At 39.4% G+C, this 21,460-nt stretch carries 13 protein-coding genes and 1 tRNA gene; 13 read left to right on the top strand and 1 reads right to left on the bottom strand.

All coding sequences use genetic code 11. The annotated features are described in order from the left end of the window. Window positions 1–14: 14 nt before the first annotated feature. Window positions 15–1,469 carry an amino acid permease gene (locus KJS36_RS10220; protein WP_213536818.1) on the bottom strand — a complete coding sequence of 485 codons (1,455 nt, stop codon included), beginning with the start codon at window positions 1,467–1,469 and terminating at the stop codon, window positions 15–17. 252 nt (window positions 1,470–1,721) lie between these two features. On the opposite strand from KJS36_RS10220, the gene rplO reads away from it, so the two are divergent. From rplO to KJS36_RS10155, 13 genes are all read left to right on the top strand, one after another. Beyond that, the gene (gene rplO, locus KJS36_RS10215) at window positions 1,722–2,174 is read left to right on the top strand and encodes a 50S ribosomal protein L15 (RefSeq protein WP_213536817.1); all 453 of its coding nucleotides are present in this window, start codon (window positions 1,722–1,724) and stop codon (window positions 2,172–2,174) included. 62 nt (window positions 2,175–2,236) lie between these two features. After that, window positions 2,237–3,556 (top strand): preprotein translocase subunit SecY, encoded by a 1,320-nt coding sequence (gene secY / locus KJS36_RS10210; RefSeq protein ID WP_213536816.1) that lies wholly within the window; start codon window positions 2,237–2,239, stop codon window positions 3,554–3,556. Window positions 3,557–3,718: 162 nt separating this feature from the next. Next, window positions 3,719–4,366, top strand: coding sequence for an adenylate kinase (locus KJS36_RS10205; RefSeq protein WP_213536815.1), 648 nt, complete (start codon window positions 3,719–3,721; stop codon window positions 4,364–4,366). A gap of 242 nt (window positions 4,367–4,608) precedes the next feature. Beyond that, window positions 4,609–4,827: a translation initiation factor IF-1 gene (gene infA / locus KJS36_RS10200; protein ID WP_213536814.1), complete on the top strand. Its 219-nt coding sequence runs from the start codon at window positions 4,609–4,611 to the stop codon at window positions 4,825–4,827. 27 nt (window positions 4,828–4,854) lie between these two features. Continuing rightward, window positions 4,855–4,971 (top strand): 50S ribosomal protein L36, encoded by a 117-nt coding sequence (rpmJ, locus tag KJS36_RS10195; RefSeq protein ID WP_014024193.1) that lies wholly within the window; start codon window positions 4,855–4,857, stop codon window positions 4,969–4,971. 16 nt (window positions 4,972–4,987) lie between these two features. Beyond that, window positions 4,988–5,353, top strand: coding sequence for a 30S ribosomal protein S13 (gene rpsM, locus KJS36_RS10190; protein WP_213536813.1), 366 nt, complete (start codon window positions 4,988–4,990; stop codon window positions 5,351–5,353). Between the two features lie 18 nt (window positions 5,354–5,371). Continuing rightward, complete coding sequence (gene rpsK, locus KJS36_RS10185) at window positions 5,372–5,755, top strand: 30S ribosomal protein S11 (RefSeq protein ID WP_213536812.1); 384 nt, start codon at window positions 5,372–5,374, stop codon at window positions 5,753–5,755. A 48-nt stretch (window positions 5,756–5,803) separates the two neighbouring features. Further along, window positions 5,804–6,745: a DNA-directed RNA polymerase subunit alpha gene (locus KJS36_RS10180; RefSeq protein ID WP_213536811.1), complete on the top strand. Its 942-nt coding sequence runs from the start codon at window positions 5,804–5,806 to the stop codon at window positions 6,743–6,745. An 84-nt stretch (window positions 6,746–6,829) separates the two neighbouring features. Continuing rightward, window positions 6,830–7,210: a 50S ribosomal protein L17 gene (gene rplQ / locus KJS36_RS10175; RefSeq protein ID WP_213536810.1), complete on the top strand. Its 381-nt coding sequence runs from the start codon at window positions 6,830–6,832 to the stop codon at window positions 7,208–7,210. 885 nt (window positions 7,211–8,095) lie between these two features. After that, window positions 8,096–17,650, top strand: coding sequence for a KxYKxGKxW signal peptide domain-containing protein (locus KJS36_RS10170; protein WP_213536809.1), 9,555 nt, complete (start codon window positions 8,096–8,098; stop codon window positions 17,648–17,650). 163 nt (window positions 17,651–17,813) lie between these two features. After that, a complete protein-coding gene (gene asp1, locus KJS36_RS10165; protein ID WP_213536892.1) occupies window positions 17,814–19,328 on the top strand; it encodes an accessory Sec system glycosyltransferase Asp1 in 1,515 nt (504 codons plus the stop codon). Further along, window positions 19,328–20,944: a glycosyltransferase gene (locus tag KJS36_RS10160; protein WP_213536808.1), complete on the top strand. Its 1,617-nt coding sequence runs from the start codon at window positions 19,328–19,330 to the stop codon at window positions 20,942–20,944. The genes asp1 and KJS36_RS10160 overlap by 1 nt, the downstream gene beginning before the upstream one ends. Before the next feature lie 243 nt (window positions 20,945–21,187). Then, window positions 21,188–21,260, top strand: a tRNA-Thr gene (locus tag KJS36_RS10155). Window positions 21,261–21,460: the final 200 nt, after the last annotated feature.

Below are 21,460 nucleotides of genomic sequence, written 5' to 3'. Positions count from 1 at the left end.
TTCTTGACAAGTATTTACGCACGGTTGTTTTGCTTCTCACGTAACCAACCATAAATAAGGAAAGCAGAAAAGATAATCGTCCAAATCACAGCACCAATAGCAGGGAGTTGAGTGCTACTATTTGTAAATAGAGAAAGGAATATAAGAACAAAGATTAGTATGGTAAAGGGCACAAGAACCTTATAAAGCGGTGTTTTAAATCCATCTTCTCTAAAGTCAGATGATTTTCTAAATTTTAGATATGTGAAAAGGGTTAATAAATAAACAATCAAATACAAATTCGTCGTACAAGAAGAAGCAAAATCAAACGCATTTCCAATCCAAGAAATACCAGACAAAAGTGAAAGTACAGGTGCAAATAAAGTTAAAATACCAACGAACCACAAAGCATTTATAGGGACATTATTTTTAGAAACTTTTGTAAAACGTGAAGTAAATTTACTAGGGTGCAGCGCCGCCAAAGAATACATATTTCGTGTAGCAGAAAATAAAGTTGAATTAAGCGCAGAACCAGCAGAAGTTAATACAACAAAATTGATCAAAGCAGCAGCCCATTTTATACCAATTAAAGAAAATACCATAACAAACGGCGATTTGTCAGCAGGAATATCATGCCAATTAAAGATAGACATAATCGCAAGCAAAGCACCAATATAAAAGATTAAAATACGAACAGGGATTTGATTGATAGCTCTAGGTAAAGTTTTTCGAGGATTCGCAGTTTCAGCAGCAGTCATACCGATAAATTCCATGGAAGTAAATGCAAACATTACCATTTGCAAGGAGCCAATAAAGTGCCAAGGACCATTGGGGAATAACTGAAAACCTCTGGTAATATTAGTGAGTGATACATGAGCATGACTGTGTGTGACTTCATTGATATAACTATAATTACCAAAAAGCAAAATAACGGCAGTAAAAATCAATGCAATGATAGCAACAACTTTGATAATCGCAAACCAAAACTCAGTTTCTCCGAAAAATTTCGCATTTAATGTATTGAGGGAAAAAAGTAAAACTAACATTACGATTTCAATTAACCAAAGCGGCACTTTTGGCAACCAAAATTGTATATAAGTTCCCATGGCAGTAAGCTCAGCAATACAAACAAAAACGAGCACTAACCAATAACTCCACTGAGAAAAATATCCAGCCCTTTTTCCCAAGTATTTAGTAATAAAATTTAAAAAACTATGTTGAGAAGGGTCAACATAAAGCATCTCACCAATCGTTCTCAAAAAGATAAACATCACAATACCGATAATAAGATAAGCAAAAATAATAGAAGGACCGGTCATTGAAATAGTCTTACCAGCGCCAAGAAAAAGTCCAGTACCAATTGTACCAGCAATAGCGATAAGTTGGATATGTCGATTTTTTAAGCCACGAGAAGCCTGTGGAGATTCTGTTGTAAGTCCTGCAATAGAAGTGTGCTCATTAGCGCCCTCATTTGCTTGTTGTTTTGCCATTATTTTCTCCTTAAGTTAAAAGTTAAAATATTCAGATAAATCTAAAGAATACAAAATAAATTATAAAGCATTATAGTAAATATTTCAAGTATCAAAGATAATGCAAGTAAGATTTGTATTTCTTTTCAAATTTTGATATAATGTTATAGTGATTTATCACAAATTAAAGAATACACAGGCGAGTTCATACTTTTTGTTATCTCTTTACAGGAAGTAGGAGCGAGAAGCAATGTGTAAATAAAGGAGAACATCATGAAACTTCATGAAATGCAAGCTGCAGAAGGTAGCCGTAAAGTACGTAATCGCGTAGGTCGAGGAACATCATCAGGTAATGGTAAAACATCTGGTCGTGGTCAAAAAGGTCAAAAATCTCGTTCAGGTGGGAGCATTCGTCCAGGATTTGAAGGTGGACAAACACCATTATTCCGTCGTATGCCAAAACGTGGTTTCTTGAATGTTAATCGCAAAGAATATGCTATTGTAAACCTTGAAACTTTAAATCGTCTTGAAGACGGTGCAGAAGTAACTGCAGAAACACTTGTAGCAGCAAAAATCGTTAAAGATGTAAAATCTGGCGTAAAAGTACTTGCAAATGGTGAATTAACAGTTAAAAATCTTAAAGTCAACGTAGCTAAAGTATCTGGTGCTGCAAAAGCCGCAATCGAAGCAAATGGCGGAAGTGTTGTAGTTCTCGAAGCCAAATAAAAAACTAGCGATTGATTTTTCAATCGCTTTTTGACTAAAAAAATAAGCTAAAGGAGGTGCTAATGTTCTTTAAAACTTTAAAAGACGCACTTAAAGTAAAAGATGTACGTGCAAGAATTTTCTTCACAATCTTCATACTTTTTGTTTTTCGACTTGGCGCCCATATCACAGTACCAGGTGTCAATGTCCAAAACTTAAATCAAATTAGTGATTTACCGTTCCTCAATATGATGAACTTGGTGTCAGGAAATGCCATGCAAAATTATTCACTCTTTGCTATGGGAGTTTCTCCATACATTACGGCATCTATCATTGTTCAACTTTTGCAAATGGATATCTTACCTAAATTTGTGGAATGGTCAAAACAAGGAGAGATCGGGCGTCGTAAGCTCAATCAGGCAACACGTTATATAACCTTGGTTCTTGCAATGGCACAATCTATTGGTATCACCGCAGGTTTCCAAGCAATGAGTTCACTCAATATTGTTGAAAATCCAACTTGGCAAAGCTACCTGATGATTGGCGCAATCCTGACCACAGGGTCGATGGTTGTTACATGGATGGGGGAACAGATTAACGAAAAAGGATTTGGCTCAGGAGTATCAGTGATTATCTTCGCGGGTATTGTCTCAGGCATTCCAAGTGCAATCCAATCTGTTTATACAGAAAAGTTTGAAAACGTTCGTCCTTCAGAGATTCCAATGTCATGGTTATTTGTAGTAGGATTAGTTATTGCTTGTATTCTTATCATCTACATCACAACTTATGTGCAACAAGCAGAACGTAAAGTACCTATTCAATACACAAAGCTGACTCAAGGTGCGCCAATGAGTTCATATCTACCATTGCGTGTCAATCCAGCAGGAGTTATTCCAGTTATCTTTGCAGGTTCTATTACAACGGCTCCAGCAACAATTTTACAGTTTTTGCAAAAAGCGAATGGTAATAGCGTAGGATGGTTATCCACCTTACAAAATGCCTTGTCATATACGACATGGACAGGAATGTTATTCTATGCTTTGTTGATTATTTTGTTCACATTTTTCTACTCATTTGTTCAAGTCAATCCAGAAAAAATGGCTGAAAACTTACAAAAACAAGGCTCATACATTCCATCAGTTCGTCCGGGTAAGGGAACAGAAAAATACGTTTCACGTTTATTGATGCGTCTATCAACAGTTGGAGCATTGTTCCTTGGCTTGATTTCAATCATTCCAATCGCTGCTCAAAATGTATGGGGACTACCAAAAATCGTAGCCCTTGGTGGAACATCACTCTTAATCTTGATACAAGTAGCTATTCAAGCTGTAAAACAACTTGAAGGATATCTTCTAAAACGTAAATACACAGGTTTTATGGATAATCCAATTGAAGAAGCATAAAAAATAGTTTGCCTAATGGCAGCTATTTTTTATTTTTGCTAAAAGAATAGAGAGCTAAAATAAGACATTTCTTTATTTTTTCAAGAAAATAAGCTAAAATAGGTACGTAAAACTTTCGGAAATTTGTCCAAGAGACAAAAAATTATAGGAGAAAAAAATAAAATGAACTTATTAATCATGGGACTTCCTGGTGCAGGAAAAGGGACACAATCAGAATTTATCGTTAAAAATTATAATGTTAATCACATCTCAACTGGAGATATGTTCCGCGCTGCAATGAAAAACGAAACAGAAATGGGTAAATTAGCCCAATCATTCATTGACAAAGGCGAACTGGTTCCAGATGAAGTAACCAACGGTATTGTGAAAGAACGTCTGGCACAAGATGATATTAAAGAGGCAGGTTTCCTACTTGATGGTTACCCACGTACAATTGAACAAGCGCACGCTCTTGACACAATGCTTGTAGAACTCGGCTTAAAGCTTAATGCAGTTATCAATATCGAGGTAAATCCTGATATTCTAGTTAATCGTCTGAGCGGACGTTATATCTGCCGTAACTGTGGAGCAACATATCACAAGATTTATAATCCAACCAAAGTAGAAGGCACTTGTGATGTTTGTGGTGAACACGAATTTTATCAACGTCCAGACGATCAACCAGCTACTGTAAAAAATCGTTTAGACGTCAATATCAAAGAATCAGCACCAATCATTGAACATTATACAACTCTTGGCTTGGTAAAAAATGTTGGTGGTGAGCAAGATATTGATAAAGTATCACAAGATGTTAAAGCTATTCTTGACTAATAATTATAAAAAAAGACCTAGATAGGCCTTTTTTCATAAAATAAAGCAAGAAAGAAACACACGAAACCCTTGTCATAGAGAAAAAATGGCTTTTAATTCCCCTAAATCACAACAAATATAGAAAAATAAAGGATTTTCCAAAAGAACTACTTGCAAAAAAGTAATGAAAGTGATAAACTATACTAGTCCGACTTTTTAGATATATTTGTATCTTTCGGGGATTTTTAAGGAGGTACTTTTGCTTGGCAAAAGATGATGTAATTGAAGTAGAAGGTAGAGTTGTCGAAACGATGCCGAATGCAATGTTTACTGTTGAGCTTGAAAATGGGCATCGCGTTCTTGCGACCATTTCAGGAAAGATTCGTAAAAACTATATCCGAGTATTGCCCGGAGACAAAGTTCAAGTTGAACTTTCACCTTACGATTTGACTCGCGGTCGCATCACATACCGCTTCAGATAACCCCCAAATTTAATAGGAGGTATAAAAATGAAAGTAAGACCATCAGTTAAACCGATTTGCGAATACTGTAAAGTTATTCGCCGTAATGGTCGTGTTATGGTAATCTGCCCTGTAAATCCAAAACACAAACAACGTCAGGGATAGAAAGGAACTAAATTAAATGGCTCGTTTTGCTGGAGTTGATATTCCAAACGAAAAACGTATTGTTATTTCATTGACATATGTTTACGGTGTTGGAACTACAACCGCTCAAAAAGTACTTGCTGCTGCAGGTGTTTCAGAAGACATTCGTACAAAAGATTTAACATCTGATCAAGAAGACGCAATTCGTCGTGAACTTGATGGACTCAAACTTGAAGGTGATCTTCGTCGTGAAGTAAACCTCAACATCAAACGTTTGATGGAAATTGGTTCATATCGTGGTATGCGTCACCGTCGTGGTCTTCCTACACGTGGACAAAACACGAAGAACAACGCACGTACTCGTAAAGGTCCTGCTAAATCAATCGCAGGCAAGAAAAAATAATACTAGAAAGGAGTTAAAATGCCAAAAATTACACGTAAACGTCGTGTTAAGAAAAATATTGAATCAGGTATTGTACATATCCAATCAACATTCAACAACACTATCGTTATGATTACAGACGTTCATGGTAACGCTCTTGCTTGGTCATCTGCTGGCGCACTTGGGTTCAAAGGTTCTAAGAAATCTACACCATTCGCTGCACAAATGGCTTCAGAAGCTGCTGCCAAAGCTGCTCAAGATCAAGGCTTGAAGACAGTATCTGTTACAGTTAAAGGTCCAGGTTCTGGTCGTGAATCAGCTATCCGTGCACTTGCTGCCGCTGGTCTTAACGTAACTTCTATTTCTGATGTGACTCCTGTACCTCATAACGGTGCACGTCCTCCAAAACGTCGTCGCGTATAATTAGTTACTCTAGTTGCTAATAACTTTTCGTTTTAGAGGAGAATACAGATGATTGAGTTTGAAAAACCAAAAATTACTAAATTTGACGAAACAAAAAATTACGGTAAATTCGTTATTGAACCACTTGAACGTGGTTACGGTACAACTTTAGGTAATTCTTTACGTCGTGTCCTTTTGTCATCACTCCCAGGTGCTGCTGTCACTTCAATTCAAATTGAAGGTGTACAACACGAATTTGCTACAATCCCTGGTGTACGTGAAGATGTTATTCAAATTGTCCTTGCTATCAAGGGTATTGCGATTAAATCTTACGTTGATTCTGAAAAACAAATCGAACTTGATGTGACAGGACCTATGGACGTTACTGCTGGTGATATCTTAACTGATAGTGACATTGAAATTGTCAATAAAGAACACTACTTGTTCTCTATCGCTGAGGGTCACTCAATGCGTGCTGTAATGACTGTTAATAAAGGCTATGGTTATGTCCCTGCCGATGAAAACAAGGTCGAAGGCGCACCTATTGGTACGATTGCCGTTGACTCTATTTACACACCAGTAAGCAAAGTAAATTATCAAGTAGAACCTGCCCGTGTTGGTGGAGATTCAAGCTACGATAAATTAACTTTGGATATTTCAACTAATGGTACTATTAGTTCAGATGATGCTTTGTCACTTTCTGCAAAAATCTTAACAGACCACTTAAATCTGTTTGTTGATTTGTCAGATACAGTCCAAGAAGCTGAAACACTTGTAGCCAAAGATGAAACAGTAAAAACTGAACGTGTATTGGATAAGATTATTGAAGATATGGACTTCTCAGTTCGTGCTTACAATGGTTTAAAACGTGCAGGTATCAATACAGTTGCTGATATTGTTGAAATGAGTGAAGCTGACATGATTAAAGTCAAAAACCTCGGTCACAAATCAGTAGAAGAAGTGAAAGTGAAATTGACTGAACTAGGCTTGAGCCTGAAAAAAAGAAAATAAGACAAGTATTAAATAGTTCAAATTGACATATTTAATACTTGAAACAAAGATTTGCAAAAGCAAATCCACGAAAGGAGAAACACAATGAGCAAGCGTAAACTCGGACGTAACTCAGCACAACGTAAAGCAATGCTTCGTGATTTGACAACACAGTTGATTATCAACGAAACAATCGTTACAACTGAAGCTCGTGCAAAAGAAGTTCGTTCAACAGTTGAAAAAATGATTACTCTTGGCAAACGTGGTGATTTGCACGCACGTCGTCAAGCAGCAGCATATGTTCGTAATGAAATTGCTGAAAAAGATTTCAACGAAGAAACTGAAACTTTCCCAACAGCACTTCAAAAATTATTCAATGATATTGCTAAACGCTACGAAGGTCGCAACGGTGGTTACACTCGTATCCTTAAAGTAGAACCACGTCGTGGTGATGCTGCACCAATGGCAATCATCGAATTAGTATAATTTAAAAAATAAAAGTAAAAACAAAAAAATAAGAATCCTTATTGAGTGTTACGATGTTGGCGGTGTGCCTGAGTTGATGCCTAGGGCATTGAGTAGCATTGCTTAGTCTAGCTCTGTCTATCTGGTTAGTTTTCTAATCAGATAGTACACTCAATTAAGATTGTTTTTTTTACTCTTTTTTCAAAAATTCAGTGACAAATGAATGTTTTTACGTATATAGAGCTAGTGCTAAAAAAGCTCAGAGTTTTTAATAAACGGTAGCCAACGGTCTTACAAATAGTAGTAATGGAGGATGGGGAGGCTAAATGGTTATTTGATGACACACTCGGACAAGAAAGCGGTATTCATGACAGCATTTCTAGCTGTGCTAGCACTGTTGAAGACAATCCTTGAACTTGTGAAAGCTTATATTGAATACAAAAAAACTAGCCATAAGTAAAGTAGCTAGTCATCCCAATTGTCCGAGATGAGAGACATGCGCGTGCGGCTAGCACGCGTTTTTTTTGCGTATTCTCATTTCGCATGATTATTATAACAGAATTTAGAGTTTATGTAAATCTTTTTACTACAAATTTGTATAACAATGAAGCATATAAAAAAGATAATAAATACACTATATAAAAACAAAATAAACAAATGTTTATCGGTAAAAATCTAAATTTATAGATTATATATGGGACTTACCCAAATAATTCATAGATTTAAACGAATAATAAAATAATTATAAGAAATAAAAAAAACTAAAAGTTGCGAAATGATAACCGAAATATTTCTAAAAAGAAACGTTAAGAATTTTGAAAAATGATAACATAAAATAGTCGAAAAATTTAGCTTTAAAATCGAAGCTAAATATACAATTAAAGGCATTATGAAGGAGTTTCCACAATGAAACATAGCACATTATTCAAAGACACACAAAGGGAAGAAAAACAAACGAATTTTCGTATGTGGAAACGTGGTAAGCAATGGGTATATGGCTCAATGCTCTTGGTAACATTTGCTGGAGGAGTCGCATCAGTAGCACTTCCATTATTAACACCAAGTCCTATCATAGCTCATGCAGCAACAAACTCTGCAGGAACACTCGTTCCTGGACAAACGCTATCTGCGAATAGTATTGCGATAGCGACAGGTGCTTTACAAACACAAAGCAACTGGACTTTTGGCGCAATCAATCAGACGGTAAGCGCAAATAGTGCTGGAACATCAAAAGTTGGCTTTCAAAATAGTACATCGGGTACGATGACACTTGCGACAGACAGTGGCTTTCAAAGTGGGATGGCTATTTTTAATCAAGCACTTGATATGACACAAGCGGTTACTGTTTCTAATGTGAAAACACTCGCTTCAGGTTCTAATAATAAAGTAGGGGATGACCTTGGATTTATCTTGACACCGGCATCAGCCCAGCAAATCTTAGCAGCAACCAATGTAAGCTCCACGACGAGTGGGACTTCAACAACTTATAGTTCCACAGGTGGCGCCCCAGGTCCCTATCTTGGAATTGGTAAAGGTGTAGAAGCTATTTCTGGCTATGTATCTGGCAATACGGTCAACTATGCTGGGCTTCCTAATACGGTTTTTGCTGGTCGTGACTTTTATGCTGACCCTTCAACATCAACAATGCCTGCAGATAGTACAGTGGGTGCAGATAGTGGCTCAGGTTCTGCATCTCAACAAATCCGTATTGCTCAGACGAATGCTTCAGGAAATCTGACGACTTCTGGAACGACGAATTCAGGAACAAACCCAGTTGCTTCACTCTCTCAAGGCTATGATTTATCAAATGGAGGCTTGACGACTACCAATGGTCCTTTTGATACCGTGGGACTTCAATGGACACCGAATACCACAACTGGAAATTCAACGACAGGTACTCTTGTGTTAACCTATACTGTTACGATAATGCCTTCAGATACTTTTGGTTCGGGACATTATCAGACTGAAACGACAACGGTCACCTATACGAATTTAACCGTTCAAAATCAGATGTCTCTAGGACTTGTAGGTTCAACGGGCGGTAACAGTTCAACCATGACGGTTAATATGGCTTCTGCCTCATTAACGACAGGAAATAATTTAAGTTCATCTACTTATTTAGGTTCGACGGGTGCGAATACGACTTCTACTCAAACAACAACCGTCCCAGCAGCAACAATCTCAGGCTATGCAGCAAGTCAGCCTGTCATTGTCAACTACATCAATGCTGCAACTGGATTGCCTATCGCTACAGCACCATCTACATCTGTATCTCAAGCGATTGGTTCGAGTTTTGGTGTTGATGGTACAGGAGATACGACTGACTACACGCATCCAACGTTATCTGGTTACACTTACTCTAGCACATCAAGTCCGATTACCGTGCAAAACTTTGCACAAAGTGCTATCAATCCAAATGTTATCAATGTTTACTATACACCAAATGCAGACATAGCAAACTTTGCTTATAGTTATGCGACAGGGACACCAACATTAGGAGCTGCCACACTTCCTAGCTCTTACTCAACTTCTGGCTCAGTAGGCTTAGCTATTGATAGTACAGGAGCAGTTGCGACAAATGTGCTTGCTAAAGTCCCTGGTGGTTATTCGGTCGCTTCTGTCACAGACCCAAGTGGTAATACAACCTATAGTTCAAGTACTTTATCAGGTGCGGCACTCATTCAAGCAGCTGAAAATGCGTATATCTATACCAGTGATTTTGCCTCAGAAGGTGCAAATGCAGGTTCAGCTGCTTCATCAGCTGCCTCAGTTGCACAATCCTATTATTCTTATACATCATCACTCGCTCTTTCTTATCAAGTAGCAGGTTCGACAACTTCTTATCAAAGTTATAGTGCGATTGCCTCAGCTGTCTCATCATTAGCTACAGCGGAAAGCATAGCTGCTTCTAACTTTAATGCTGGGAATTATCCTGCAACAAACAGCACAAATAATTTTACAGTTACACTTTCTGCCAACTCAGAAACAGCAACTTTTGCATATTCTTATGCGAGCAATTATGCGAATACACCAACATTAGCAGGCTCAATCTCTGAAACAGGGCTTTTTGGAGATACTCTTTCTAATATCTCAGGAAGTCTAGCTACATTACCGAATAACTATCAAGTTTCAGCAGTGAGCTATGCTGGTTCAACTTATGCTGTGGGAACTCAATATACATCACTTGCTTCCAATATCTCAGCAGCCGTCCAGTCAGCAATAAATGCTGATAATGGTGGAAATTATAGTACAAGTAACAGTTTTGTGCTTTTAGTAGCGCCAGAAACTGTCAAGGCAACAGCGACATTAAATTTCCCAGATACCTTTAATACAGCTTCAACTTCAAATGCTGATAGTTTAGCTGCTATTTCAGGAGATTCAGTTACAAGCGATACCTCAACTTCTGGAGGGACTTTTGTAGTATCTGATGCAGGTGTTATGGGAGATAACTGGAGTATTGAAGTACCGTCAACGATTACTGATGTGACGACGGGTTATGTTTATTATGCAGTTGTGACTAGCGATGGAGATGCAACTGGTTCAGCAGATAGTCCATCAAGTGTCATTCAAGGTGGGAAAATCACAGGAACTTACGATGGGTCAAATCCAAGTTATAGCATTACTTATGTAATGAGTAATCCATCAGTAAATGCTTCTCTAGCAGCAGTAGCAGCAAATTCAGCTGCTGACTATGTTCAAGGAACAAAAGATAGTGCCAATGCAACAACGACGACAGCAACTTCAGCTAATAATCTACAAAATTCTTATAATGATAAGAGCATTCTTTCCTATGCAACGATTGCCTCAAATGCAAATATAGAAGCAAGCAATGCTTTAAATGCAGCGCTAGTTTCTAGTACAGCATCTAATGGAACGATTGTTTGGACAGGTGGCGCAAGTTCAGCAGCCACTACGGCAGCACAGGACGCAGCAATAGCTTCACAAGATGCGGTTGATGCAGCTTCTCTCTTTGCCGCCGCTTCATCTTATCTTGCTATGGGAAATACTGCAATGGCAGGTACAGATAGTGCCGCCGCCGCAGGATTGGCTGCAGATGCCTTGCAGAAGATGAATTCGGCAGTAGCGTTGTTGAGTTTGGCGAGTTCAGACTCAGCGCTCGCTTCTTATGATTCAAGTGTTGCTGCTAAAGCACTAGCTAGTGCAAACTCTCAAGCAATCGTTGATAATTCTCTTCTTGCAGAGACAAGTAGTAGTGCCTTGTCAAATGCTATCGTTGCTTCACAAAATGCTGGTTCAGCAGGAGCAACATTTGGAGCAATCCCTGAATACAATAGTGCGGCCTCAACAGCAGAAGTAGCCACATCTGAGGCAAATGCCATTACTTCAATGTCGAATGCTTTTCCAGATGATACACTGATTCGCTCAGCAAGCTCAGTCATTTCTTCTGCTAATGCTGAAGCGAGTACGGCAACTTTAGATGCTTCAAATGCAGCGGCAGAAGCACAATCAGCAGCAAGTGAAGCTGCTTCATTACAAGCGCTAGTCGCTGCTTATGCCACAGACACAGCACCTGCAAGTCAATATGACCCAGGTTCAGCTGCTGTATTGACGCTCGAAATTGATAATGACGCAAGTATTGCTATCTCTGATAATGCACGCGCAGCAGCGGACAGTAATATTGCATCAACCGCAGTTTCCGAAGCCGCCGCCGCAGTCATTGCAGCCTCTGCAGAATTTGAATATTTGATAGCATCATCTGCGGCAACTGTAGCTGCAGCTTCATCTAATGCTATGTCAGGCGTAGCAATCTCTGCATCAAGTGCAGCTTCCGATGCAAATAGTATTGCCAATCAATATCCACTTGATACAATCAATACTTCAGCAGCCAGTGCAGCAAATTCTGACTATCTTTTGGCTTCGTCTGCAACGAAAGTAGCAAGTAGCGCCGTAGCAGATGCTGCTGTTCAATCAAGTATTGCTAAATCTGTAGCTGTTCTAGCTATCAGTGCGGCGAGTGCAGCAAACTTGTCTCTCGCAAGTTATTACAATGTTCAAGCTTCTAGTGCAGCGTTACAAGCTCTTTCTGATATAGCAGTTGTTTCACAAGCTTCTCAAATAGCGAGTGCAGCCTTACAAGATGCTTTAGCTCAGTCAACCGCAGCTTCAAATGAATACATACAAGATAAGTTAGCAAGTAGCTATGCCTCAGATGCCGGCTCAGCAAGCACATCAGTAGCGAGTGATGCAACAACAGTTAGTTCAGCAGCTTCTGTTGCTTCCAGTGCAAATGCAACAGCACAAGCAGATGCTCTCCTTGCCCAATCCTATGCAACTGAGTACGGTGCTACTGATACAGCGCTAATAACTGCGGCAGAAAATATTGATAATTACGCAGCGGCGGCAAATAGCTATGCGGCAGATGCAGCAAAAGCGAGTGCAACGGCATCACTTTATTCTTCAGAAGCTTCTTCCCTTGCATTATTGGCTTCTTCAGTAGCAGCCGTAGGAGATGTGACAAATGCTGAAAGCTATTATAATGAAATCTCAGGCTTCCAGATTAGTATGGCAGATGCGATTGTAGCAGCAAGTAAAGCAGCAGATAATGCTATCAATGCAGCAAATCTTGCAGCTAACGCATCAGAGGCAGCTTCGGCTGCGGTTACAAGTGATGCTAATGCTTCGCTCGCTTCTTTAGCAAGTTCTGTAAATTCAACGGCATTTAATTCAGCAATGTCTTCGTTCTCTGAGGCAACGATTAAGAATGCTGCGAATGCGCAAACAGCAGCAGATTCTGCAAATAGTTATGCTTCTGCAGGGGCAAATGGAGCAGGTTCTTATGCAGCGATTACTGCATCAGATAGTAATGATTGGCCAAATGATAGTATTATCGCATCGGCAAATAACACAGCTCAATCAGCCAGTACAGTTGCTTCACAGGCAGCAGATTTGGCTAATAATGAAGTCACTCAAGCGAATCAACTTGTAGCAACAGCGAGTGAACAAGCTTCAGATGCTGCAAGCTATGAAGCGCATGGAGATTCTTCAGATGCTTTAATTGCTGCAGAACAAGCTTCCTCAGCTGCTTCTGCAGCTGCAAGCTTAGCGAGTGCAGCTTCATCTAACGCTGCTGTGGCTTCAAGTGCAGCACAAGTTGCATCTACAGCCGCAAATACAGCAAGTTTAGAGTCTTCGGCTGATGCTGCTCAATATGGCTTAGCTGAAAGTTATGCTTCTAACGCATCAAGTGCTGTAACTTTCGCAACGTCGTCTAATAATTCATTAACAAATTCTGCGAATGCTATTTCAAACGCAACGGATAGTACTACGGCAGCTCAAGGGAGTTTGAGTACTCTGTTAGCTAGTTCAGATTACTCACAATTTGCTTCAAATGTTGCTGTTGTTTCTGATACTGATGTGATTTCAAGTGCTGCATCTGTAGTAACAAGTGAACAAGCTGTTGCAAATAGTGCGGCTTCAGAAGCTTCAAATGCTTTGTCACTTGCTTCATCGGATGCTATAATGGCTTCGATTGCGGCTCAAGGAAGTTTAAGTTCCTACTATGCATCTTTAGCGGGCAGTGCAACAGCAGCAGGAAATACTTCGGTTGCTGATAGTTATCAGTCACAAGCAACGAGTGCTGCAGGACAAAATAACGCTTCTCTAGCAGCAAGCTATGCTTCGATGGCAGCAAGTGAGGGGGCGATTGTAGCAAATGATAGTGCTGTTGCTAGCTCAGCCTTGTCTGTTGCAAATTCTGCTGCGACAGTAGCATCGAGTGAGGCTACAAATTTGTCATCTGCTTTGGCGACATTGTCAGCAGCGAATACTAACGGTGCTTATATTAGTAGCTATGAAAGTGTTGCATCAAGCGCAACAACAGTAGCAAATACTTATGAAAATACTGCAACGGCAAACAATCAAAATAGTGTAGCGGTCAGCTCGGCGACTTCTGCGGCAAGTGTTGCAAATTCGCTTTATGCACAGAATTCTGGTAATACTGCATTATCCAGTGATGCAAGTTTAGCGAACAGTGCCACAAATACAGCAAATACTGAAAGTACAGTAGCAAGCCAAGCGGCTCAGGATGCGATAAAAGCATCAACAGCGGTGAATGAAGATTATAAAGTCATCAGTGCATTGACTTCTGCTTATGATAGTGCATCGTCTGCTTATGCAAGTGCGGTTGCAGCTGGTGATTCGGCTTCTGCTGCATCAGCAGAAGCTGCGGAAACGAGTGCAGCAAATAATGTTAATCTCAGTCTTGTTGCAAGTCTAGCATCAGAAGCGAATTCTTATGCAAACGAAGCCAGTGCAGATGCAAAAATGGCAAATACAGCCTCAAACGCGGCATCAAGTGCTGCGGTAGTTGCCTCGAATGCAGCAAAACAAGCTCTTAACGATGCAGCAACTTTGGCAGTATCAAACGGTACGGTTGCAGCAGATAATGCAGCAGAAAATGCAAAAAATGCTGCAGCAGAAGCAGAAATGGCAAACAGCGCGGCAAATGATACAACAGCTTCGACAAGTCAAGCGGCAACTTCGGCGACTTCTCTTGCATCACAATATCCAGCAGATTCAACGATTTTATCAGCGGCAAGTCTTGCTAACTCAGCAAATGCAGTAGCTCAATCGGAAGCAACGGCTGCAAGTTCCGCTGAAATGATTGCTTCAAGTGCTGCAGATAAGGCGGCATCAGCAGCTCAAGCTGTGACGGTAGATTCTCTTGCCGGAAATACAAGTGCTGCTTTGTCCGATCAAGCAGTCGCGGAAAGTTATGCAGCTATAGCAAGTAGTGCAGCGAGTGTTGCAAGTTCAGCAGCGTCTGTTGCCACAAGTGAAAAGGCAGTTGCTGAATCAGCGTTGGATACAGTTACTACGGCAGCAGAAAAAGATGCAGCGGACAGTACAGCAAGTAATAACGCGGCGGCATCAGCAGCGATTGCAACTGCAAATACAGCATCAGATGTGGCTCAAACGGCTTCAAATGTTGCCGTTAATAATTCGTTGACTACGAGTGAAGCTTTAAATAGTTATCCAAATGATATGAGCTTGGTTGCTGACTCAACGCTTGCAAGTGTGGCTAATAATGCTGCAAGTAGTCTGGCAACTATTGCAAGTTCAGCGGCATCAGCAGCGATTACAGCAGCAAATGCTGGAGATACCAGGGATGCGACGAGTTTAGCTGCCTTGGCAAGTAGTGCAGCATCTGGTGCTTCAAGTGCGGCTGTAGAGGCTTCACAAGTAGCAGAGTCAGCTTCTCAACAAGCAGAAATTGATTTTGCAAGTTCGGCAAATGATACGATAAATCTGGCAAAGAGTGCATCAGTAACAGCAAGTACGGCATCAACCGCAACGAGTAGTGATAGCTCAACGGCATCTAGTGTTGCCAATCTTTATCCGAATGACCCAGCTCTCATATCTGATGCAACTATAGTAAGTAGCGCAACCAGCCTTGCAGATAGCGCAGCGTTACAAGCCAGTACGGAGGCTAGTGAAGCGATTGTCGCAGCGAATGCAGGGGATTTGAGTGAAGCAAGCAGTTATGCCAATGCGGCAAGTAGTGATGCAACGGTGGCAAGCAATGCTAGGAATCAAGCAGACAGTGCAACGCAAGCTATGATGAATCAAGCTTTGAGCGATGCAACTTCAAGTGCAGCAGAGTTGGCTTCGCAAGCAATAGATTCAGCTTCTAATCAAGCAAAAAATGATTTAGCAAGTTCAACGAATGATGCGATAAATCTTGCCAATAGTGCATCAGTAACAGCTAGTACAGCATCAGCAGCAACGAATAAAGATAGTACAACAGCATCTAGTGTTGCTAATCTTTATCCGAATGACCCAGCTCTCACATCTGATGCAACTGTGGTAAGTAGTGCTGCTAGTCTTGCCAATAGCGCAGCGTTACAAGCCAGTGTGGAAGCTAGTGAAGCGATTGTCGCAGCAAATACAGGAAATTTGAGTGTGGCAAGCAGTTATGCCAGTGCGGCAGGTAGTGATGCGACGATGGCAAGCAATGCTAGAAATCAAGCAGACAGTGCGACACAAGTTTTGATGAATCAAGCATTAAGTGATGCAGCTTCAACTGCAAACTCAAATGCAACAGATAATGTGGCTTTAGCTGTGTCTATTGCAAATAGTGCTGTGCAGGTAGCAAGTTTAGCTAATACGACAGTTTCAAGTATAGAGAATAGTTATCCAAGCGATGCGAGCTTGGTAAGTTTAGCGAATGAAACGTCTTCTGACAGTGTCATTGCAAGTTCAGCAGCAAAAGCGGCTACGACAGCTTCGGAGGCAATGGTGAAAGATTTAGCTGCAGGAGATTTGACAGGTGCAGCGAGTCAAAAAGCTATTGCTGAACAACAAGCTTCTCTTGCTTCAAGTGCGGCGAGTGATGCTTTAAAAGCGGCATCGGAAGCGACAAGTGTTGTATCAAATGAACAGTTGATTTCAGCCTTAGAGAGTTGTGCAACAGGTGCAGATAAGTATGCTAGCTCTGCTACGATAAGTAAGAGCATGGCAGCAAATAATACTCAGTCGGCTAACGATGAGGCAACAAATCTGGCAAGCTTGGCATCAGCAAATACTTCTAATGTCCATGTTGCTTTTGATAATAGTTTGGCAGAAAGTGCTAATAGTGCGGCTAATAACGCTAATAGTATTGCAACAAATGCAAAAATGGTAGCTATAACAGATGCTAGTTTAGCTAGTTCTTATGCAAGCTTGGCGAAAAGTGCTGCGGAAGATGGAAATACATCAGTAGTAAGTTCATATATTGCGCAGGCAATATATGAAACGAATGAAGCTTCAACAGCAGCAAGTACGGCAAGTAGTGCTAATAGTACGGCACTTAGTGCGCGTTCACTTATTCATACTTTGTTGATGAATGCTAGAGGTGATTTGCAAAATGAAGCAATGAGTATGACCTCATCGGCTTCAACAGCAGCAGCCAGTGCCAAAAATTCTTCAAGTATGACCACAAGTACAACAAATGTTGTTGTGAGTGAGGCAGGAACTTATTCTAGTGATAAGAGCTTAGCGAGTCTGGCTTCTCAAGCTAAGGCAGAACAATCAATCGCAATGAGTGCAACTTCATTAGCAAGTCAGGCAGCATCATTGACAAATAGTTATGCTTCTGCGGGACAAACTTCAAAAGCAATGTCGGAAGAAGTTATCGCTAGTAGCGCTGCGAGTGTGGCAAGCTCAGCGTTACGAGAAGTTCAATCAGTAGCAGATTTAGCAAATAGTTTATCTACAGTTGATGCTGGAAAGACTACAAAGAACACAAATGCTGTAAAGACTATGAAAACTGAAAATAATACGAATAGTTCCGCTAATAATCAACCTGTGGTAGCTATGAGTAAAATTACTGCTAGTACGTTGCCTAAGACAGGAGATGGGGAAGAAGATTCTCGAATCGCTATGTCAGTTGGTCTATTGACGTTACTTGTTGCAGTATTTCTTAAAAAACGTAGAAACTCTGATTCTAAAGGGAAAGAATAAGCTTTAGATACAAAATAAGCATAATAAGTAGCTCTAAATTTTACTTTAGTCTAGCTAATGTCAAAGCAAAATAGAGCTACTTGTTTTTTTCTTTACGTAGTGTAGTATAATGGTATAATAGAGAACAGAGCTAGAAAAATGAAACGGAGCATATAAAATGCCGATGAATTATTTTGTGAATGAAAATATTTTTACTTTAAATTCTGGAACGGAATTTTCAGCAATTAAAAGAGTGAAGCTTTTTCATGATAACAATATTCCAGCGAAAATTTTAGTAAAAAATTATAATTCGCAACTTTCAGGAGATGTGCAACGAGCGGGTTTATCTTACACTGATGTAATCAATATGTACGATTATTTTCAAGGAATTGAAGATGTTGTGGCGAAAGATATTGATGTTCGTTATACGGAAGCGATTGATAAAGAGCTGTATCATATCGAGGGAATAGATGCAAATGAGTCATTGATTAAACACGCAGGAAAGGTAATCGGTAAAGTTTCGATTGCTCCTGCAACGGTAGGAATTGTTGGTTCGATTGATTACTTCAATGATATGAATGGTATTCTTGCGAAGGATATATGGGATAGGAGAGGATTTAAATCTTCTACTCAATATTTTCACCCTAATGGAACGTTAGGTAGTCAAATATTTTTTGATTATAATGGTGTACCTAAGCTTGAAATTACTCACATGAACATCAATGGTCAACTTAATCCAACAATGTATAAGTTACTTGATTATGAGGGATGTGTCTGGCGTTTTAATACGGAACAAGAACTTTTTACATTTTTCTTGAATGAGTTGGCAAGAAAAGATGAAGTCGTTTATATCAATGACCGCCCATCGTTGGTAGCGGCTTTGGCAGATGTTACGGGAGCAGTAGGTAAATGGCAATTTTTGCATAATATACATACGGCAAATAATTTGCAAGTGGGTGCTTCAAGAAAAGTGGTGGATTATCTTGAACCATTATTTTCGGCATATAAGGATGAATTTGATGGGATTATTGTAGCTACAGACCAGCAACGTGATGAAATCAAGAAATTTTACTCTTTTAAGAATGTTATTAGTTTACCAGATACTTTTGCGGATGAAGGAGTATTGAAGCAAGAAAAACGTGAAAATAAAGTGATTTATTTGGGAAGACTTGCGGCTGAAAAAAATCCAATTGATGTGCTTGAAATTGTTAAAAGGGTACAAGCGGTTATTCCTGATTTGGTGGTAGAATTTTATGGATATGCTTCACCTGCAGATATTCAAGAACAGATGAATAAAAAAGTTGAAGAATTAGATTTGAAAGATAATGTAAAATTTAAAGGTTATCAATCCAAAGAGAAAATTGATAAAGCTTTAGATACTTCAAAAGCTTTATTAAATGTTTCTGGTGGTGAAGGATTTGGAATGAATGTGCTGGAAGCTTTGTCACATGGAGTTCCTGTGGTAGCTTATGGTGTGAAATATGGCCTTTCAGATATGATAGAAAATGGAAGAAACGGACGTTTGGTGCCATATGGTGCTTTAAATGAAGCTGCTCAGGCTTTAGCTGATGTGCTAGTTTCTGATTTGGTAGAAGTTTCTTACCAAAAGTCTCAAGAATTTAGTGAAGAAAAGGCTTGGGAACGCTGGCTTAAACAGAAAAATACTATTAAAAATCTATTTGTAGGAGGCGTTCAGTAATGTTATTCTTTATAAATTCGACATTTAATGCTAAAAATTCTGGAATTGAACACGCTCAGCTTAAACGGGCAGACCTTTTCAGAAAGCATGGAGAGCCATTTAAACTTGTTTTTCGAGAATGGAATCCTCAAGTGCATCGTTATCTAGCAAATGTAGGTGTTTCTCAAGAAGAAACGTTGGTAATGTTTGACTATTTTCAAAAAGCTGAAAAAGTTCCTGAAACAATCATTCATGTCGAAGACATTGATTTTGGCTTGACGGGATTGAGTTATGTTAAACAACCAGGACAACTAATGTATTTAGTCAATCAGGAAAATCGACTGGTAGCGCGTGTTCGTTATTATGATGAAGATGAGATGGAACGTGTAAGTGTTGTAGAGCTTTTTGATGGCTTTGGCAATCTATATCGAGTGGACCACTATGATTTTCGTGGATTTATGAGTTTGGCACAATGGTATACGCCAGATAATAAGATTGGGACGGAAGTTTGGTATGACATCAATGGGAAACCTGTGTTGGAAACTTACAATCGTTTTGATGCAAACCAAAAATTCATTAAGACGGGCTGGAGATTAACGAAAGATAATGGTGCAGTTTATATTTTTTCTAATATTGATGAACTCACTTTGTATTTCTTTAATTGCATAAATGAGGATTATTGGAATCCAGAAAAAGCAAATATCTTTATTTTAGACCGTACACATTTGGGCGATTGGTCTTTGCCAGAGTTGGAACGTCCTGCCTATACTGTGTTGCATTTACATAATTCTCATGCTGGAGATGCGCAAGACCCAATGCATTCTGTGATGAATAATTTCTATGAATATGGTCTAACTAATGCAAATAAGTATGATGCGATAGTTTCTGCAACGGATAAGCAAACACGAGATGTTAAGGCGCGTTTTGAGCCAATTACGAAGTTATTTACAATACCTGTCGGTGTCAATCCTGACGAAGTTTTTGCAGAAGATAAAATTCCTATGACTAGTCGAAAAAAACACAGTGTGCTTATGACTTGTCGTATTGCTCCAGAAAAAGGAGTAGGAAAAGTTGCTGAAGCAGTTGGAATAGCAAAAGCTAAAATTCCTGATATTACTTTAGATGCTTATGGTTACATAGACCATCGTGATAATGATGCAGCTAAAAAAGCAATAGATTCAGCTATTGAAAAGTACGGTTTACAAGAAGCTGTGCATTTACATGACTATTTGGAAAAAGAAGATGTCGCGCGTGTACAACGTGAACACCAAGTTTATGCGCTCATGTCAATCATGGAAGGATTTAATCTGGCATTGATGGAAGCGCAAAGTCATGGAATGGTGACGGTCACGAATGATGTTAATTATGGTCCCAATGATTTAGTTGTGAACGGAGAAAATGGTTATATTGTCGGATTTGATGGTGTTGAAGAAATGGCAGAAAAGTTTGTTGAGCTTTTTGAAGATGATAAGGAATTACAAACAATGTCTGATAAAGCTTATGAACTGTCTGAACGCTTTTCGGAAGCTAATGTATGGAAAGCTTGGCAAGAGCTATTAAAAGATGCTCAGAACAAAGATATTCATTTTGTAGAACCAATCAGTAAAGGACTGGGAAATCAGATGTTAGTGAAATAACATAAGATGAGGCTGCTTTTTAGTGGTCTTTTTATTATGGGAAAGAGCAATGTAGCACGGTTCTCACTTGCAATTTTTTGGAATTTTGATAGAATGGTTAAGTAATCTTAGCAAGAAGATTATTTTGATAAAACATTACAGAGCAGGATTGCTCATTTCGGTAAGAATGAAGTTAAGACTTCAAGTGGCGGAAGGAAAAATTTGTAAATCAAATTTTCATTTCTGCTAAATACTGAAAAATCAGCCGCTGTAGCTCAGTCGGTAGAGCAGCACCATGGTAAGGTGAAGGTCGTAAGTTCGATTCTTATCAGTGGCATAAAGTTGGGAAAGCCTCTAAAGGCTTTTTTGAATTTTATTTTAAGCGAATAATATTTTTTACACGTGATTATTGAAAAATAGTGGAGAAAATATTGATTTTGATTTTTTTAGATATATCCACTCTTCCAGCTATATCAGTGTTTGAAGCCAATAGACGAACAGCAAGGGAAAAAAAATCAAAAATGCGTGCTTAATTCT

Origin of the sequence: Lactococcus nasutitermitis, from assembly GCF_018403765.1 — a bacterium.
Lineage (GTDB): Bacteria > Bacillota > Bacilli > Lactobacillales > Streptococcaceae > Lactococcus > Lactococcus nasutitermitis.
This window is presented reverse-complemented; position numbering and strand designations above follow the sequence as displayed.